The organism is Photorhabdus akhurstii (assembly GCF_019090985.1).
Taxonomy (GTDB): Bacteria; Pseudomonadota; Gammaproteobacteria; order Enterobacterales; family Enterobacteriaceae; genus Photorhabdus; species Photorhabdus akhurstii.
Genome location: NZ_CP020335.1, coordinates 1770682 through 1789638, shown reverse-complemented (window position 1 = coordinate 1789638; position 18957 = coordinate 1770682). Strand labels below are relative to the sequence as shown.

Sequence of the window (18957 nt, the reverse complement as noted above, 5' to 3'; positions counted from 1 at the left end):
TTAACCTCTGGCGCTCGGCGATTTATGAGATCCATCATGATTGCGGCTACGCTGACGCGAAGGCGCCCCAGAACGGCGATGGCTATTTTTCTGCCGATTATCGCCACGTGCCTGACGGCCATTCTGAATAGGTTCGGCCTTGATGGTTGGATCTGGCTCATAGCCAGGAATCGCCATACGAGGAATCTCCCGTTTTAGCAAACGCTCAATATCTTTCAACAATTTGTGCTCATCAACACAGACCAAAGAAAGTGCCTGCCCTGTTGCGTCTGCCCGACCAGTACGACCGATACGATGGACATAATCTTCGGCGACATTAGGCAATTCAAAATTCACTACATAAGGCAGTTGATCAATATCCAGACCACGAGCTGCAATATCTGTCGCAACTAATACCCTGATGCGGCCCGCTTTAAAATCAGCCAACGCACGGGTTCTCGCCCCCTGACTTTTGTTACCATGAATAGCAGCAGCCGTTACACCATCTTTATTTAACTGTTCCGCCAAACGGTTTGCGCCATGCTTGGTTCGGGTAAACACCAGAACTTGCTGCCAGTTACGGCTGCCGATCAAGAAAGAGAGCAGCTCGCCTTTACGCTTTTTATCAACAAAGTGAACAAACTGTTCAATCTGTTCAGAAGCAGAATTACGACGTGCAACCTCAACACTAACAGGATCATGCAGTAACTTATTGGCTAAATTTTTGATATCGTCAGAGAAAGTTGCAGAAAACAGCAAATTTTGCCGTTTCGGCGGTAATTTATTCAGCACTCGGCGGATGTCATGAATAAATCCCATATCCAGCATACGGTCAGCTTCATCCAATATCAGAATCTCTACCCGCGATAAATCAACTGCATTCTGATGTTCAAGATCCAGTAAACGCCCCGGCGTGGCGACCAAAATATCCACACCACCACGCAATTTCATCATCTGAGGATTAATGCTAACACCGCCAAAAACAACCAGAGAGCGCAATCTGAGGTATTTACTGTAATCACGTACATTTTCCCCCACTTGAGCAGCCAATTCACGGGTTGGCGTCAGGATTAATGCTCTGACCGGTCGGCGCCCTTTCACCTGAATAGAAGAATCATTTAACCGTTGCAGCATGGGTAAGGTAAAACCTGCGGTTTTACCCGTGCCTGTTTGAGCACTCGCTAATAAATCTTTACCTGCTAATACGACAGGGATTGCCTGCTGTTGGATTGGCGTTGGCGCCGAATAACCTTGTTCTTCAATGGCACGCAAAATATCAGCACTTAAGCCAAGTGATTCAAAATTCATAAATAAGAAATGCTCCAGACTTCACCATTCCTGAACGCTATTCAGGGGCAGTTTTATGGGAAGAAAATCAGACGTGGTAAATACCACAAAGAAAAAAACACAAACTGCAATGCGCCATATCTGAATTATTATATCAGATATACTTTCTGATGGCGCAACTAAAACTACAGCTATTTAGCCGGTAATTTTCATGATCCATAACATTTTTATGCAATTTACATTGATTTACTATAAGTATAGAGTTAACCCATGATTGATATTTTGTTTAAGTCTTTTGATTATTTGCAACAGGATTCATGTCCATGTCAGTCAACAACACCCAAACCGCCAGAGGCGAACAAGCTAAACAACAGTTACTCGAAGCAGCCCTTGAAATTTTCGGTAAATCAGGACTGACCGGTGCAACGACTAGGGAAATCGCATTGCGCGCTCAACAGAACATTGCTGCCATAGCCTACTATTTTGGATCTAAAGAGGGGCTTTATCAGGCAGTCGCCCAGTATATTACTGATACAATCAAGAAGGAGTTCACTCATCTTTTTAAAGAGATTGATGATTTTTTTTCATCATCAACGACAGGTGCGCCGGAAAATATATTGAGATTAATTCACGAAGGATTTCTTGGCGTTAATCGTCTGATGATTGAAAAAGAGAGTATCAATATCAGCCGAATAATGGCCAGAGAGCAACTCGCCCCAACGGATGCCTATACTCTAATCCATGAGCAAGCGCTAGCTCCCCTCCATAATAGATTAAATAAACTGATTGCCAGCTATATCGGCGCCGATGAACATCAGCTCTCTACCATGCTGCATGCCCATGCGCTCATGGGAGAAATTCTCACTTTCAGAATGGCAAGGGAAACCTTATTACGTCAAACAGGCTGGAATAATATTGGACCCGAAGAATATAAATTGATTGATCAGATCCTTATCCAGCATATTGATTTATTACTGAATGGACTGAAAAAACAGAATTCGAATAAATAAAATAACAGGGAATATCATGTACAACAAAAAAGTCACGCTGGCAATATTAGTGGTCGCCGTTGTTCTTGGCGCTATTTTAGGAAGTTACTATTATCAAGGTAAAAATGATAAAACTCTGACTCTCTATGGCAACGTAGATATACGTACTGTTAATCTGAGTTTCCGGGTTGGCGGCAAACTCGCCAGCCTGCAAGTTGATGAAGGCGATACCATTGCAGCTAATCAAGCAATCGGCCAACTGGATAATGGGCCATTTATTAACGCCCTTAATAAAGCGAAAGCCACTCGTGATAGCGCTAAAGCCCGTTTAGCTATGATGGAAGAGGGTTATCGCACCGAAGAAATTGCCCAAGTCCGTTCAGAAGTTGCACAACGTGAGGCGGCCTGGCATTTCGCCGATAGTTTCTTCAAACGCCAACAAGGTCTATGGCAAAGCAAAGTTATTTCAGCCAACGAACTAGATGATGCTAAAACTGACCGTAACCAAGCGTTAGCGGCTTTACAAGCAGCAAAAGATAAACTGAACCAGTTCGAAACCGGTTATCGTAAAGAAGAAATTGCAGAAGCCAAAGGCCAGCTTGCTCAAGCCGAAGCGGCTGTTGCTCAGGCTGAATTGGACTTACAAGATACTCAACTGACTTCCCCCTCGCCGGGGACTATCCTAACCCGCGCCATTGAACCCGGCACCATGCTGGCGGCAGGCAATACGGTGTTTACACTTTCGCTGACTGACCCGGTTTGGGTTCGAGCTTATATCAGTGAAAGCCATCTTGGGCTGGCAACGCCCGGACGTGAAATTTTGCTCTATACCGACAGCCGTAAAGATAAACCTTATCACGGCAAAATTGGCTTTATTTCACCCACAGCCGAATTTACGCCAAAAAATGTAGAGACTCCTGATCTACGTACCGATCTAGTCTATCGATTGCGCATTATTGTCACCGACCCGGATGAGGCCCTGCGTCAAGGTATGCCAGTTACCCTGCATTTTTCTGATTCAGACAAATAAGGGGCTGTCATGAGCAGCGCTGCATATACGATAACGTTGGCAAAAGTCGAGAAAACTTTTCCTAACTTGAGTCATCCTGCGGTATCCAGCCTAACCGCTGAGATCTACGGTGGCTCTGTCACCGGCCTTGTCGGGCCGGATGGAGCGGGAAAAACTACGCTGATACGCATGTTAGCAGGCTTACTGAAACCCGATAGTGGTTCTATTGCAATCATGGGGCTTGATCCGATAAAAGATGGCGTACAAGTGCGTTTTGAACTGGGTTATATGCCGCAGAAATTTGGCCTGTATGAAGATCTCACCGTATTAGAAAACCTGAATCTGTATGCAGATCTGCGCGGCGTTCTGGGTGATGAACGTAAGAAAACCTATGAGCAATTACTCACGTTTACCGATCTGACCCGTTTTACCGGGCGACTGGCGGGCAAGCTTTCAGGCGGTATGAAGCAAAAACTGGGGCTGGCCTGTACTTTGCTTGGCAAACCCAAAGTTCTGCTGCTGGATGAACCCGGCGTTGGCGTTGACCCAATCGCCCGCCGCGAACTCTGGAGGATGGTTCACGAACTGGCAGATGATGGCATGCTAATTCTCTGGAGCACCTCTTATCTGGATGAAGCTGAACAGTGTCGCGATGTCCTGTTACTTAATCAAGGAAAATTGCTCCACCACGGGCAGCCGCAAAAATTAACCCAAAAGATGTTCGGACGTTCTTTTTTGCTTGATACCAAACAGGATTCCCGTAGAAAAACACTGCAACACGCTCTTACCTTGCCACAAGTCACCGATGGCGTGATTCAGGGAAAATATGTTCGTCTTATTCTCAAACCTGATGTCTCCCCGCAAGAATTGCTTAACCGGCTTGAACTCCCAGAGGCTGAAATCATTAAAGCAACTCCTCGCTTTGAAGATGCTTTTATCGATTTACTCGGCGGCGGCTCTACCCGTCGTTCGGAATTGGCAGAGATCATGCCACGAATCACAGCTAACCCGACAGAAACAGTGATTGAAGCACAGGATTTAACCAAGAAATTTGGCGATTTTGCTGCCACTGACCATGTTGATTTTCAGGTGAAACGCGGAGAAATCTTTGGTCTGCTTGGCCCAAACGGCGCCGGTAAATCCACCACATTCAAAATGATGTGCGGGCTTATGGTACCTACTAGCGGTAAGGCACTGGTATTGGAAATGGATCTTAAAACCAGCTCCGGGAAAGCTCGCCAACATTTGGGTTATATGGCGCAGAAATTTTCTCTGTACGGCAACCTGACGGTTGAACAGAACTTGAAATTCTTCTCCGGCATTTACGGTCTGCAAGGACGTAAACAAAAAGAGAAAATTGACGGCATGATCGACGCTTTCAATCTCAAATCGGTTTTACAGCAAACCACCGATGAATTGCCTCTGGGATATAAACAGCGCCTTGCCCTCTCCTGCTCATTGATGCATGAGCCAGACATTCTGTTTCTGGACGAGCCGACTTCTGGCGTTGATCCGCAGATACGACGCGAATTCTGGCTACATATCAACGGCATGGTAGATAAAGGCGTCACCGTTATGGTGACTACTCACTTTATGGATGAAGCTGAATATTGTGACCGAATAGGGCTGGTATTTCGCGGTAAATTGATTGCCGCCGGAACACCGGATGATTTGAAACAATTGGTTGCTACCGATGAAAATCCTGACCCATCAATGGAACAGGCGTTTATTGATCTGGTCATTAATTATGATGAGGAGCCACAATGAATAGCCCAAAGCAACATGCTCCACAGCAAGCTGTCCGTTTCTCTTGGTGGCGACTGAAAGCACTTTGTGTAAAAGAGACAAAACAGATCTTGCGTGATCCCACCAGCGGATTAATTTCTATTGTCATTCCATTGATTCTGTTATTTATCTTCGGCTATGGTATTAATCTCGACTCCAGCACCGTCCGTCTTGGTATTCTGGTAGAGCAACAAAGTAAAGAGGCTCGTGAGTTGATACAAGCTTTTGCCGGTTCACCCTATATTGAACCCAAAATCAGTGATAATCGTCAGCAATTAATTAATATGATGCAATCAGGAGAAATACGTGGGCTGGTTGTCATTCCTGTTAATTTCGATACGCAACTTGCCCGCTCTGATGGTAAAGCACAAATTCAGGTCATTACTGACGGCAGCGAACCCAATACCGCAAGCTTTGTACAAAATTATGCCAAAGGCGTATGGCAGATTTGGCTACAACAAAGAGGGCAAGATCAGGGCAACGCGACTAATCCATTAATTGATATGCAGGTCCGTTATTGGTTCAATCCGGCAACAATTAGCCAGCATTTCATCATTCCCGGCGCAATCACCATTATCATTACCGTGGTTGGCGCCATCCTGACGTCATTGGTAGTCGCTCGTGAATGGGAACGCGGTACAATGGAAGCCCTGCTGTCTACTCAAATTACCCGCGCCGAATTACTGCTTTCTAAACTCTTGCCTTATCAAGTGCTTGGATCATTCTCCATGCTACTCTGCATGCTGGTGGCCGTATTAGTGCTAGATGTACCCTACCGAGGCTCGCTGTGGATATTGTCTGCGATCACTAGCCTCTATCTGGCTACTGCCCTTGGTATCGGGCTTTTGATCTCTACGGTGACACGCAACCAATTTAATGCAGCAATGATAGCGTTGAATGTCGCCTTTCTGCCTGCAATTATGCTTTCCGGCTTCATCTTTGAAATAAACAGTATGCCCGCCTTTATTCAGGTAGCAACCTATTTCATCCCGGCTCGTTATTTTGTCAGTAGCTTGCATACGCTCTTTCTGGCTGGAAATATCAGCACGGTATTGATGATAAATCTATTATTACTGATCGCCTCCGCTATTGTGTTTATTGGCCTGACTGCATGGAAAACCCAGCGGCGTCTGGATTAAGAAGGAGTTAGCATGTTTTATCGTCTTTACACCCTGATTATTAAAGAATTGCAGTCTCTACTCAGAGATCCGCAAACACGGGCCATCTTGGTTATGCCGGTTATCTTCCAGATGATCTTATTTCCTCTATCAGCAACCCTTGATGTGACTAACGCGACTATTGCTATTTTTGATGAAGACAAAGGCAAAGCCTCTATTGAACTCACCCAACGGCTGGCAAAATCAAAAGCATTTCCTGACGTGATATTGCTAAACCATGCACAAGAAATACAACCAGTCATCGATCACCAAAAAGCCTTATTATTGGTACGCTTCCCACAAGATTTCAGTGCTAAGATTGCCAGCCATAACCCAGTTTCCCTCCAGGTATTGCTGGATGGACGCAATTCTAACAGCGCTCAAATTGCAGCGGGCTATATCCAAGAAATTGTCCTTAACTATCAACAGGAACTAATGGGTAACCTGCCGAAAGCCACTAATAGCGAGTTGGTGATCCGCAATTGGTATAACCCTAACTTGGACTATAAATGGTTTGTCGTCCCCTCTTTGGTGGCACTAATTACCACAGTCGGGATATTGACGGTCACCGCACTGTCAATTGCGCGTGAAAGGGAACAGGGAACGCTGGACCAGTTACTGGTTTCACCTATGACCACCTGGCAGATTTTCATTGGCAAAGCAGTTCCTGCGGTGATTGTCGCTACCTTTCAGGCAACGTTAGTGCTCGCTATTGGCATCTTCTGCTATCAAATCCCCTTTTCTGGTTCACTCACGCTGTTTTACTGCGCTATGCTGATATACAGTTTATCGCTGGTGGGATTTGGCCTGTTAATCTCTTCCCTTTGCTACACTCAGCAACAGGCGTTTATTGGCGTATTTGTCTTTATCATGCCCGCTATCTTAATCTCCGGTTATATTTCTCCGGTTGAAAATATGCCCGGATGGTTACAAGAGATCACCTGGATTAATCCTATTTGGCACTTTAACGACATCACCAAGCAAATTTATCTCAAAGATGCTGATTTCACTGTTATCTGGAGAAGTCTATGGCCTCTTTTGGCCATTACCGCTACAACCGGTAATCTTGCTTATTGGTTATTTCGACGGAAGATTGCTTAACAAAAATGACCCTGCATTTTAGCTATGCTTAACGATGCAGGGCTTTTATCAGAAGCAAATCAGCGGTTAACGGCGATCGCCAAAAATACGCAATAACATCAAGAACATGTTGATAAAGTCTAGATACAGCGTCAGTGCGCCGACAATCGAGAATTTACGCAAATTCTCCTTGTCATTCACATCCAGATCTTCACCCATCTCTTTCAGCTTCTGAGTGTCATAAGCGGTTAAGCCCGCAAAGATAACGACACCAATGTAGGTTACCGCCCACGTCAACGCTTCACTCTTTAACCATAAGTTAATCAGAGAAGCCAAAATGATGCCGATCAGCCCCATAAACAAGAAGCTACCAAGGCCACTCAGGCTACGTTTGGTGGTATAGCCGTAAAAACTCAGCGCGCCAAACATCCCCGCCGTCACGACAAAAGTGCTCGCAACGGAGCCGATAGTATAGATAACGAAAATACTAGAAAGCGTCAGGCCGGTCAGCGCCGAATAGAGCATAAATAGCCCCGTGGCTAACGAAGCTCCCATACGGTTAATCATGCCAGAGAGGACGAAAACCAACCCAAACTGGGCAATAATCACCCCATAGAAGAGTACTGAGTTTGAGAAAATATATTCAACAATATCCTGATTTTGTGACACATACCAAGCCACAAACGCGGTTAACAACAGGCCACAAGTCATCCAACCATAAACCTGGGCCATATAAGTTTGCAGGCCGGTTCCAGCTTGCTGGATTATCGAACCATTAGAGCGTGGATATCGATCCATGAAGCTTACCTTTTATAACAATATTCAAAAATCCAGGTTGTTCAGTATCAACAACCCACTCAAGTTTTATACATTATCATAGAAAATAAACAAAACAATTAACTATTCAATAATTACTCATATAGCAATCTTTTTAATCAACTCTTTTTCGAAGCGCTTCGCAGAATTTAGCAAAAACTTTCATGACCAACGTCCCGCGGCTTCCTGATCACTCTCACGGGATTCAACCCAGCGTTCACCATCAGACAAAAACTCTTTTTTCCAGAAAGGCGCCTGCGTTTTCAAATAATCCATAATAAATTCAGCCGCTTCAAAAGCCATATGACGATGAGTACCGGTTACACCTACAAACACAATCTCATCACCCGGATAAAGCGTACCAATCCGATGGATAACACTGATTCGCTGCAACGGCCAGCGACTGCGTGCTTCGGTGACAATACGCTGTAACGTTTTTTCCGTCATTCCCGGATAATGTTCCAATCTCAGCGCACCGACATTATCGCCCAAATTATGATTGCGGACTTTGCCGGTGAAAGTGACGATAGCGCCATCTTCATCACACTGCGCAAGCCATTGATATTCATCCCCTACATTGAAATTTTCCGGCCCAACGAAAATGCGGGTGTTGTTCATTGATCATTCCCCAGCATTGATCATCCCCCAGTCACTGGCGGGAAAAAAGCCACTTCATCACCATCCTGTAATGAGTGCCCGCCATGAACGAGAGATTGGTTTACCGCTGACAACAATTTTCCATCTTCCAACGCCAAGGCCCAACGCTCTCCCTTTGATATTAACGCCTTTCTCAACCCATCAACGGTTGTGTAACGATTATCGAGATCCAGTGAATCAGTACCTACCAGCTCACGTACCTGAGCAAAAAATAGTACTTTAATCATTATTCCGCCTTAAAATAGCCTAATTTTCCGCCTATCTTCTCCAGCAAACGAACTGGCCCAATGACCATATCTTTCTGTACTGCTTTACACATATCGTAAATTGTCAAAGCCGCGACCGACGCCGCTGTCAGTGCCTCCATTTCAACCCCGGTTCTCCCGGTCAGACGACAACAAGATTCAATTCTGACCCGGTTATATTCCGTTTGTGCCTCCAACTGGATTTCTACTTTAGTTAGCTGTAATGGATGACATAGCGGAATTAATTCCCATGTGCGCTTTGCCGCCTGGATACCCGCTATTCTCGCGGTGGCAAATACATCACCTTTGTGATGGCTGCCATCAATAATCATTGCCAATGTTTCCGGCTTCATTTCAACAAAAGCTTCTGCCCGGGCCTCGCGTGATGTTTCAGCTTTAGCGGAAACATCAACCATATGTGCTTCACCGGTAGAATTGATGTGGGTTAATTGAGACATTCTCAGCTCCTGAAAAAACAACAATATCTAGACGGTAAATTAACCGCCGATGACAGAAAGATTTGGGGTGATGCCGCTATCGCCTTGATGAAGAAAATGGGTTTCCCGTTTATGTCGCAATCCACCCTGAATACGCAATTTCAGATCACCGAGTTGCTCTTCACTTGCCAACAAGTCACGCAGTGGTATCCCCTGTTCACCAAACAGGCATAAATGAAGATTACCTATTGAAGAAACACGTAACCGATTACAACTTCGACAAAAATCTTTCTCATAAGGCATGATCAGACCAATTTCTCCTTGATAATCAGGATGGTTAAAAACCTGTGCCGGTCCATCACTGCGTGAACGTTGAAGCAACTGCCAACCATCAAGCAACAGACGTTCCCGGATAGTTTCTCCCGAAATGTGGTATTGACGAAACATTTCTCCGCCGTCACCGGTTTCCATCAACTCGATGAATCTCAATTGAATTGGACGATCTTTTATCCAGTTCAAAAAAGCGGGCAGGCGGATATCATTCACATTTTTCATCAACACCACGTTGACTTTCACTTTATTAAAACCCGCCGCAAATGCTGCATCAATACCGCGCATCACCTGAAAAAATTTGTCCTGTCCGGTAATCGCATGAAACTGGCGAGGATCAAGCGTGTCCATACTGACATTCACCGCAGTTAAACCCGCCTCTTTCCACTGAGCAACATCCCGTTCCATTCGATAACCGTTGGTAGTTACCGCCAGGGTTTTAATCAACTTATTCTCACGTATGACGGAAATAATATCGGTGAAATCACGGCGCATGGTCGGTTCGCCACCCGTCAAACGGATTTTCTCTGTACCCAGATCGGCAAACGCTCGGCCAACAAGACGGATTTCGGATAATGTCAAAAAGGAGTGATGTCCACGGGGTTTATAACCCTCCGGCAGGCAATAAGTACACCGAAAATTACATACATCGGTAATGGATAGCCGTAAATAGTAAAATTTACGAGCAAAAGCATCTATGAGTTGTTCCACAATAACACCTTTCCAAACATGGGAGACGCAGGCATTTCTGCCTCACATCCTGGTGACTCAATGGTCACGGCCAAAACATCATATCGCTGTGTAAAAAGTGAGTTAGACGCAGAGGCTAGGAGTTAATTTCAACATCTGTGATTTACATTTCCACTACAAATTCTAGCGCTTAACAAAGGAAAATGCGAATACCTACTTTCGTTATATAATTGAATATACAATGAATTAGCCAGTGGCAGAACAAATCACAGGCAATTTCTATTGGTGATTGATTAAAACATTGCGCCCAATCATAACGCGAGTTGGTTAATCGTGTTTTATAATAAATTACGTTAAAATTATTCGGTAAATATACGTTCAGTTAGCAACAGGAATTCTATGCGAAATCGCACATTAGCCGATTTAGATCGGGTAGTTGCTTTAGGTGGAGGTCATGGCCTTGGGCGCGTTATGTCCTCTCTTTCATCACTAGGCTCCCGCCTGACAGGCATTGTCACCACGACAGATAATGGCGGCTCAACCGGCAGAATCCGGCGTTCGGAAGGCGGTATTGCCTGGGGTGATACCCGCAATTGTTTAAATCAGCTTATTACCGAACCCAGTGTCGCGTCGGCAATGTTCGAATACCGTTTCGGTGGCAATGGAGAATTGGCCGGGCACAATCTGGGTAATCTGATGCTTAAAGCGTTGGATCATCTGAGCGTCAGGCCCCTTGAGGCGATTAATTTAATCCGCAGTTTACTGAAAGTTAATGCTCATCTTATTCCAATGTCTGAGCAGCCCGTTGACCTGATGGCAATAGATGATCAAGGCAACACCATTTATGGTGAAGTTAATGTTGATCAGTTGCACTGTATTCCTCAGGAGTTGATGCTTTATCCTCCCGCGACGGCAACAAAAGAGGCATTGGATGCTATTACTCAGGCAGATCTGATTATCATCGGTCCAGGCAGCTTCTTTACCAGTTTGATGCCATTGCTGCTGCTTGAAGATCTCACCCAAGCCCTGCGCCGTAGCAATGCCAATATGATTTATATCGGTAATCTTGGCAAAGAATTAAGTGCCGCCGCCGCTGAACTGACGCTGAAAGATAAGCTGGAAATAATGGAAAACAAAATTGGCAGCCGGATAATTGATGCGGTCATTGTTGGCCCTTGTACAGATATCAGCGACCTTAACGGCCGAATTATCACTCAGCAAATACTCGAAGCACAGGATGTTCCCTACCGCCACGACCGTGAATTACTGCATCAAGCGTTAGAGAATACCCTGCAAAACCTTGGGTGACTGTTCCCTCCGTTAAAGAGGGTGTCGCAAAAGCTCTCCTTTATGACGACATTTCTACAACAACTGATGCTTTCCATTCACACCGGGCGTCAGAAAAATCTACTCAAAATCGCGGTTTATTTTCAATGCCGGCCTTTTGCGACACCCTCGCATTGGGCCAGGATTTACCAGGCAATTGCTAAAAAAGCCTTTTTTATCTATCAGTGTGGTTTTAAAAGCGGGAAAAGAGGCCAAGTTAACCACGAAAAAACCGGTAAAAACTTTAATCATCAAAAGTAAAAAGCAGTGATTAAGGATTTTTAAAAGCGGATGAAAAGTCCGATGGCATTCGGACATTGGAAGAGAAAACATCAGAAAAAACAGGTTTTAAATTGATTAAACAAGGTGAAAAGATGACAGTGTTAACCTAATAACAATAATATATCCTATCAAAATATTTAACCGTATTAACCGCATTAACCGCATTAACCGCATTAAACCAACTTGCTTAAATAAAAGATTTTGCCTGACTGCAACAAGTTTACGAAAAATCAGAGACTATAATTGTAGAAAACCGGGCAGCTTTTAGATTAACCCCAGAAAATCAAGGATATTTAGCAACATTAAAAATGATTAAAGAAATTGGTGTTAATCTTAATACCGTTATCAGTTCTGCCACCCTCACTGGTTTTAAACCTAAAAGATAAAATACAGAAAAAGGAGAAACCAGAAACCAGAAACCAGAAACCAGAAACCAGAAACCAGAAACCAGAAACCAGAAACCAGAAACCAGAAACCAGAAACCAGAAACCAGAAACCAGAAACCAGAAACCAGAAACCAGAAAACCTAAATATCAGTTTAATGAAAACAAGGAGGTTAAATACGGTTTAGAAAATATAAAAACCATTAAACCTACTACAATTAATCAATAAAAATCACTTATCAAGCAGATTTCCAATTAAAAAACAGCCTCTAAGAGTGAAAACCACAGCTCAAGTTTATCATATTTTTAATATTATTTTTTACTTATATTTCCATTTTACCGGTGATTAATCAACTAAGTATTAAGAAATAGGCACCTCATTGATGCCAGATTTTTAAAAGGCATAGCGTGACTAAAAACAGCCTATTCTTTACTATGTTTAAACATTTATCAGCAATACTATTACATTTAGTCGAAATTCACTAACCATTAACCAAGAGTTGAAAAGCAATAATCACGTAAAATAACATTAATGGAATAGATTAACGCTCAAGTATTTTCTCACCCTCATTTTACGAACAAATAAATAAAAAACGTGATAAAAAAAGAGATAAAGAGATTAATCTGGCAGGACTTAAATGCTAAAAAAGAGTTATCCTAAAAAGCATTAATGGTGTCTTTATACTATCAAGCTATTGATTAGTGATTTACAAAGAAAAGATAAAGGGTGATGATTTAAAAAAACCCGCAGAATTTTCAGTAAAACAATATTGGTAAAAAAATACTGGTAAAACCATGTCAGTTAAAATAAATCGGATATGATTAACATTCGTTAAATGTAAAACCACGATATATCATAATGTTTAAATTTCGCAAAAAGCATATAGCAAAAAGATAAAAAACGGTTAAAACCAGATACCGATTAAAATCATACGTTAAAAAAATAACTTTTAATCACAGTTTAAAACCTGCTCTGGTTTTATGGGTATTTCAATTAAAGGCTTTATACCCTATGGATTTCAAGATACATCGCGACGGCAAGGGAGTGAATCCCCGGGCAACACCAGACTCAGGTAGGAGCTACTATCGTCACCATCAATTTCTCGGGAATCTAGGTAACGCAATCAGATAATGAGGAGATTCATCTTCGTTTTTAACATCACTAACCACCCAATCACAGAGCTGATTTTTTTCCTAGTGAGAATACCTTCCTCTATCTTAATAATATTTTCCGGTGAATATTTGCTTAACCCTTTCAGTGAATAGCTGTGAAAACACAGATGAGTACCGAACTCCTCCCGAAAGCGCCGGTAGCAGGCCAGAATGCGCTGTTTCTTTTCCGGGGTGTAACCCTGTTTAAAAAACAGAGTGATAGAAATCCCAAGACGAGAAACGGTCAGCCCATCGCCATTGAGGAAGGTAAACGCGGTCAGTTGTGATTTCAACTGGGCAAAGTCGTCTGAAATTTCCATCATTTTCTTTGTTAGTTATTAAGTCAGTAGATAATCTGTTATTCCCACATATTTGCCGCTTCCCGGATCAGATGCCAGAGGGTTGTGCCCTTCTCTGCACCTTCAACATCGAAAGCCATCGCGCCCTGAGCAAAGAAGTACTGCCTGCCCGGCAGGCTATCGGTTCGCCAGATCCCGCTAACCAGTGCCGGATGGTCACTTCTCAAAGGGGTCACTTGCAACGGGCCACGGTCATAACGGGCATACCAGGCTTGTGTGGAAATATCATCAAAATGCCCCTCTCCATAAAAATGCAGTGAATCACCTTCTCCCGGAACAAAACGTATCGGACGTATCAGTTGGTTAATGGCAAAATAACTCTCCGGGACACTGCCCGGCAGTGGCGTTAAGTCCGGGTATTCACCGGCCCGGATAATCAGGCCATCACGGTAAGAACTAATCACCACATCCCGGTAGGGGCGCAGCACCTGACGTATCCAGAATTCCCCACCCAGTCGGTTTACAAATCGTTTGGACAACAGGGTGATCCAGTTAATGCTTCGGATGGAGTGGGCATAATCGTCCAGCGTGGTGTGAACTGTGGAGTTGACTTGCAGGGCAGGGTAACGCAGGGCCAGTTGGTACTCCAGAGGAAAATAGTCATGATAATCTCTGGGTAAGACCAGGCAGTAACCACAGTCTCCCCAGTCAGGTTCGAGTTGTTCACACAGAAAGTCCAGCCAGGCCATAAACCGGGTTATGCCCTCTTGTTCCTTTAGATAATCCCAGGGCAATACCAGACTAAGGTAAGAGCTACTGTCGTCACCATCGATTTCTCGAGAATCCAAGTAATGCATCAGATAGTGAGGGGCTTCATAGATGTTTTTAGCGTCACTAATATCCCAAGTAGAAAGCTGATTTTTTTTCTGATTAAGAATACCTTCTTCCACTTTGGCTATATGTTCCGGTGAATATTTTTTTAACCCTTTTAGAGCATGGCGGTGAAAACGCAGGTGAGTACCAAACTCTTCGCGAAAGCGCCGGTAGCAGGCCAGAATGCGCTGTTTTTTCTCCGGTGTGTAACCCTGTTTAAAAAACAGGGTAATTGAGAGACCCAGGCGGGAAACAGTCAGTCCATCGGCATTGCTAAAAAGAAAAGAGGTCAGTTGTGATCTCAGTTGGGCAAAGTAATTTGAAGTATCCATATTCTCTCCGTTAATTATGAAGCGGTAGCGAATGTCACACTCGCCAATATTGCCAGGACGGCAGCTAACGCGGCGGCGCTTACCGCAGCAGCAGCGGCTAAAATCTCCACCAGTGCAATCAGCGCGGCAGTGACGGCAAGGGTGACAAGGATAACAACGGCGACACCGGCAATAATCACCACCATTTCCAGCATGCTTTCACCCACCTCTTTCAGTATCTGCATCCAGCTAATGTTTTTGAGCTCTTCCAGAGTGATATCTGAACCCTGTTGCACCGTCTGCCACCGGGCTTTTATCTCACTTTCAGTCCAGGTCACGATTTTCCCCGTTTGTGCACTGACCCAGGAAAAAGCGTAGCTGACCTGATGGCTTATCGGGTCAATAACTTCTTCACACACCCACTTGCCGGCCTGATTGAGCCATGAACCAAACTGGGCAAGGAGCTCCCGGGTACTGTCGCGGACATAATTCAACCCATTTTCGGCCAGACCCGCCACCTCCTGCCCGAGGATAACCCAGTCTTCATAGCTGGGTAAAAAAGACCACGGGGAGGTACTGACCAGTGGGAGTTTTTTGGTCAGCGGTTGCGGAATAGTCCCCGGCACTCCCTCTGCGGGAGAAGCGGGTAAAGCTTCCTCATCAGGCGGCGAACCGGGTGGCAGCGGGGCCAGTGGGATGGGATTTTTATAGTATTGGGAACCGGGCTGATAAAGTTTTCGCCACGCTTCATCGTACTGTTTTTGCTCTTCTGTACGACTATCGCTGACTCGCATTACGCCAAAACGATCACGGGTAGCAATCTGGATATAATCTTTTTCTTGATCTCTACTTAGCTCATCACCCGGAAATTTCACTTCAATCAACATTTTTAGGTTATCAGGATGCACAGAGCCATCAAAGTAGGTGGCACTTCTGCCCGGCCAGCGAAGAGCTTCATCTTTAACCAGAATAATATCGGGGCGCCGAATACCAACAATTCCAAATTTCTCCATATCGGCGTCAGAAGGCCGGGCAAACGGATTACTGGATTGTGGTAAATTATTACTATAACGCTGCTTAGAGACTTGACTGGTCGCCAGCATGGGCAGAGGAACGTCTTTAGTCGCTCTGATAGCAAACACCACTTCTGCTTTATAAGGCCACAGGAAATCGTGTTTATACTCTTCAACTTTGATTAATCCGCTCATGACAACCTGTTTAAGAAAGCGAATAGCGCCCTGTTTAGTGAAAATTATTGCCGGCAGCCGCTGGGCATATTCAGCTTTTCTCGCCAGATAACAGGGATCTTCATCGGCGGGAAAAACCCCTATTTCCATCGTACAATTAATTGAGGTGACAGCCGGGCACATCTTGCCATTGTTGGATATTGCCATATTTATTTCTCCGTAAATTCCATCACATACTCTACCGGCGTGTTATCACCGACTTCGTATAAGGTTTGCTTCGGTTTCGGTGGGGCTTCCGGCGAACTCAGTTGTAGATTTTCTTCGGCCTCACTCCGTACAGTCATCGTTCTGCCCAGCGCATCGGTTTTACCGGAAAGGGTCTGACCGCCAGCGGTGGTAATGGTATAGCGGGTATGCGCCAGCGGCTTACCACTCTGTTCACTCAGCAGGGTATAGCGGGCGGAGTAGTCAAACAGCGCACCGGCGGATTTTCTTCCTGTCACATGGTCGGTCATGGTGATGCTGACCCCTTCGATACGAATATTCCCCATCGGGTCAATGACTATCTGTCCGCCTGCGTTCCCAATGATGATTTGCCCGCTTTCCGAGTGCATTGTGATATGTTTACCCACGGTAATTTGCTGGTTATCTTCGATGTTTAATTGATGGCTTTTACCAATGGAAATGGCTTGCTGGCCTTTAATGGTCACCGTTTGATTTTGACCGACTTCAAGCGTCTGGCAGCCCTGAACCGCTTCATCATCCTCGTTTTTAATTATCGCCGCGCGGTTATGCGCCACTTCTGTTTGCTGGTCATGGCCTATCTGCGTGGTTTTATCCCAGAGAATCTGCGTTTTCATATTCCGTTGAGCATGAATAAACACTTCCTCGCTGCCTCTTTCATCCTCAAAACGCAGTTCATTAAATCCCTGCCCGCCGCGAGTCCGGGTTTTAAAGGTGGTACGGGTTTTCTCCAGCGGTAAATCAAGCGGCGGGCGGTTGAGGCCATTGTAGGTACACCCCGTCACAATCGGACGGTCGATATCGCCGTTGAGATAGCTGACGATCACCTCCTGCCCGACGCGCGGTATCGCCATAAAACCGAAACCGTTGCCGTTCCAGCCCTGGGCCACCCGTACCCAGCAAGACGCGAGGTCGTCCGCTTTATCGTAACGGTTCCAGTGGAAATGGATGCGTATCGCGCCGTGTTCGTTCACATAAATCTCTTCGCTTCCCGGCCCGACCACCGTGGCGACTTCATCACCGTCCGCCAGCGGTTTGTAGCGGTAAGGGGGCCGCCAGTCCTGTCGCCCCGGAATAAAGGCGACCTCGTTGGTCAGCGTGGTTCCTTCGCCGCCGTCGTCCGACGCGACAGGTTGCCACCCATAATGCGTGACAGACAGCACCTGCCAGCGGTCGTTCATGGCCTCTATGGGATGGGATTGCAGGGTAAAAATTTTGCCCGGACGCAGCCGGATACAGTTGGTTTTGGCGGTGCCGACTTTGCTGTAGTTTCGTAACTGTTCCAGCCGCAGTTGGGTAAACGGTTTTGCTTCCGCGTCCCACTGGAAACGCCCGTAACTTTCAAACACCAAATGGTGCCCGCTATCGTCGGTTGTCTCCCGGTGTTCAAGTGCATAGTTAGGGTTAAGAAAGTTACGATCTTTCTGGACCGTGCCATTCGAGCACAGGTATTCGCCATAACTCCACTGGTATGCGGTAGTATCTGTCTCGTCCGTTTCAGGGTGCGTATTGTAAGTCAGATCGATACCCGCCCGCATGCCCAGATAGCAATCACAGAACAACAGCTGTTTTTCATCAAACCAGAAAATAATGCCCTCTTCCGCCGCCAGTCGGCACCAGAAATCATAGGCGGATTCGCGTTTTTGCGTGGTGTATTCCCGTTCGGCATGGCGTTTATAGAGCGTATCGCAGGTAAATAAAATACGATGCTCTTTAAGCAGGATCGTTAAGATTTCCGGTACGGACTTTCGATGGAAAATACGGCTGTCCTGATTGAGCGTCATCAGCCACATTGTGGGGCGGACAGTGAAAATATAAAAAGTCCGACGGCCATCGGTATTATCCTGTTCAGCCCCGGTTATCAAGCCATTAATGGTCCGTTCGGTGACGCCATTGCGGGTAATGGTCAGTGACGCGCTGTCCCCCAGTTGTTCATTCAGGGGAATGTCATCACGTGAGCTCACCACTTTTAACGTCAGGCGATAAAGCTGTGACAGCTCTTCCTGTAAAGTAAATTGCGCTACCTGAAAGGTGGTTTGGGGCAGTGCGCCAATTCGGCAGGTGAAAACTAATCCATCCATATTTGAAACCCTACATAATTGAGCCATTATCCTGAGATGGGGATAACGCAAGAAGCCATTAAACGAGTCATTACAGCGGCTCTTTTAAATAGCGCCGGTCTGTTCCGCGGTAAAAAAATGACAGCGTAAAACAGCCATCATTTAATACGTGGCGTTAGAGAGAACAACAGACCGCTTCCAACTGAGTAGGATGGAGTGGAGACAGATAACAGATAACAGATAACAGATAACAGATAACAGAGAATTTCGCTCTCTAAATATTATGACCACAAGATCACGATATTTATCAGATGAATATGAAGAAAATGTGATTAATGTCACGAAAAATGGCTAATTAATCGCCATCAATGCCGATTTTT

16 protein-coding genes, 1 pseudogene and 1 riboswitch are annotated in these 18957 nt (G+C 45.2%); of the genes and pseudogenes, 7 read left to right on the top strand and 10 right to left on the bottom strand.

Annotated elements, in window-relative coordinates; translation table 11 throughout:
* A complete protein-coding gene (gene rhlE, locus B0X70_RS07785; RefSeq protein ID WP_217471236.1) occupies nucleotides 1-1287 on the bottom strand; it encodes an ATP-dependent RNA helicase RhlE in 1287 nt (428 codons plus the stop codon).
* A gap of 302 nt (nucleotides 1288-1589) precedes the next feature.
* Here rhlE and B0X70_RS07780 point away from each other — a divergent pair, with 302 nt between their 5' ends.
* Genes B0X70_RS07780 through B0X70_RS07760 form a run of 5 tightly spaced genes read left to right on the top strand, consistent with a single transcriptional unit; the run spans nucleotide 1590 to nucleotide 7307 of the window.
* The gene (locus B0X70_RS07780) at nucleotides 1590-2276 is read left to right on the top strand and encodes a transcriptional regulator (RefSeq protein ID WP_036777886.1); all 687 of its coding nucleotides are present in this window, start codon (nucleotides 1590-1592) and stop codon (nucleotides 2274-2276) included.
* A 16-nt stretch (nucleotides 2277-2292) separates the two neighbouring features.
* Nucleotides 2293-3285, top strand: a complete 993-nt coding sequence (gene hlyD / locus B0X70_RS07775; protein WP_217471235.1) for a secretion protein HlyD — start codon at nucleotides 2293-2295, stop codon at nucleotides 3283-3285.
* A 9-nt stretch (nucleotides 3286-3294) separates the two neighbouring features.
* Nucleotides 3295-5031: an ATP-binding cassette domain-containing protein gene (locus B0X70_RS07770; RefSeq protein ID WP_217471234.1), complete on the top strand. Its 1737-nt coding sequence runs from the start codon at nucleotides 3295-3297 to the stop codon at nucleotides 5029-5031.
* Nucleotides 5028-6188: an ABC transporter permease gene (locus tag B0X70_RS07765; protein ID WP_217471233.1), complete on the top strand. Its 1161-nt coding sequence runs from the start codon at nucleotides 5028-5030 to the stop codon at nucleotides 6186-6188. Before B0X70_RS07770 ends, B0X70_RS07765 begins: the two co-directional genes overlap by 4 nt.
* A gap of 12 nt (nucleotides 6189-6200) precedes the next feature.
* Nucleotides 6201-7307 carry an ABC transporter permease gene (locus tag B0X70_RS07760; RefSeq protein ID WP_217471232.1) on the top strand — a complete coding sequence of 369 codons (1107 nt, stop codon included), beginning with the start codon at nucleotides 6201-6203 and terminating at the stop codon, nucleotides 7305-7307.
* A gap of 66 nt (nucleotides 7308-7373) precedes the next feature.
* Here the strand turns inward: B0X70_RS07760 and B0X70_RS07755 are convergent, their stop codons facing one another.
* The 5 genes from B0X70_RS07755 to moaA all read right to left on the bottom strand — a co-directional run bounded on the left by B0X70_RS07755 (nucleotide 7374) and on the right by moaA (nucleotide 10482).
* Nucleotides 7374-8084 carry a Bax inhibitor-1/YccA family protein gene (locus tag B0X70_RS07755; protein WP_110091467.1) on the bottom strand — a complete coding sequence of 237 codons (711 nt, stop codon included), beginning with the start codon at nucleotides 8082-8084 and terminating at the stop codon, nucleotides 7374-7376.
* Nucleotides 8085-8264: 180 nt separating this feature from the next.
* Complete coding sequence (gene moaE / locus B0X70_RS07750; protein ID WP_217471231.1) at nucleotides 8265-8720, bottom strand: molybdopterin synthase catalytic subunit MoaE; 456 nt, start codon at nucleotides 8718-8720, stop codon at nucleotides 8265-8267.
* 20 nt (nucleotides 8721-8740) lie between these two features.
* Nucleotides 8741-8986, bottom strand: a complete 246-nt coding sequence (gene moaD, locus B0X70_RS07745) for a molybdopterin synthase sulfur carrier subunit (protein ID WP_036777878.1) — start codon at nucleotides 8984-8986, stop codon at nucleotides 8741-8743.
* The gene (moaC, locus tag B0X70_RS07740; protein WP_036777877.1) at nucleotides 8986-9462 is read right to left on the bottom strand and encodes a cyclic pyranopterin monophosphate synthase MoaC; all 477 of its coding nucleotides are present in this window, start codon (nucleotides 9460-9462) and stop codon (nucleotides 8986-8988) included. The genes moaD and moaC overlap by 1 nt, the downstream gene beginning before the upstream one ends.
* Nucleotides 9463-9501: 39 nt before the next feature.
* On the bottom strand, nucleotides 9502-10482 hold the full coding sequence (moaA, locus tag B0X70_RS07735; protein ID WP_040150973.1) for a GTP 3',8-cyclase MoaA: 981 nt from the start codon (nucleotides 10480-10482) through the stop codon (nucleotides 9502-9504).
* A riboswitch (molybdenum cofactor riboswitch) is annotated at nucleotides 10472-10616 on the bottom strand. Its footprint overlaps the gene before it by 11 nt.
* 244 nt (nucleotides 10617-10860) lie before the next feature.
* On the opposite strand from moaA, the gene yvcK reads away from it, so the two are divergent.
* Together yvcK and B0X70_RS07725 are read left to right on the top strand one after the other, a co-directional pair.
* Complete coding sequence (gene yvcK, locus B0X70_RS07730; RefSeq protein WP_046396809.1) at nucleotides 10861-11769, top strand: uridine diphosphate-N-acetylglucosamine-binding protein YvcK; 909 nt, start codon at nucleotides 10861-10863, stop codon at nucleotides 11767-11769.
* Nucleotides 11770-12393: 624 nt separating this feature from the next.
* Nucleotides 12394-12681 (top strand): hypothetical protein, encoded by a 288-nt coding sequence (locus tag B0X70_RS07725; protein ID WP_217471230.1) that lies wholly within the window; start codon nucleotides 12394-12396, stop codon nucleotides 12679-12681.
* Between the two features lie 814 nt (nucleotides 12682-13495).
* Here the strand turns inward: B0X70_RS07725 and B0X70_RS07720 are convergent.
* The 4 genes and pseudogenes from B0X70_RS07720 to B0X70_RS07705 form a co-directional block, all read right to left on the bottom strand.
* Nucleotides 13496-13924: pseudogene (locus tag B0X70_RS07720) on the bottom strand (type VI immunity family protein); the annotation flags it as partial.
* A 38-nt stretch (nucleotides 13925-13962) separates the two neighbouring features.
* Complete coding sequence (locus tag B0X70_RS07715) at nucleotides 13963-15108, bottom strand: DUF3396 domain-containing protein (RefSeq protein ID WP_217471229.1); 1146 nt, start codon at nucleotides 15106-15108, stop codon at nucleotides 13963-13965.
* A gap of 14 nt (nucleotides 15109-15122) precedes the next feature.
* On the bottom strand, nucleotides 15123-16481 hold the full coding sequence (locus B0X70_RS07710; RefSeq protein ID WP_217471228.1) for a VRR-NUC domain-containing protein: 1359 nt from the start codon (nucleotides 16479-16481) through the stop codon (nucleotides 15123-15125).
* Nucleotides 16482-16483: 2 nt separating this feature from the next.
* Nucleotides 16484-18625, bottom strand: coding sequence for a type VI secretion system Vgr family protein (locus B0X70_RS07705; RefSeq protein ID WP_246593470.1), 2142 nt, complete (start codon nucleotides 18623-18625; stop codon nucleotides 16484-16486).
* Between the last annotated feature and the right edge of the window lie 332 nt (nucleotides 18626-18957).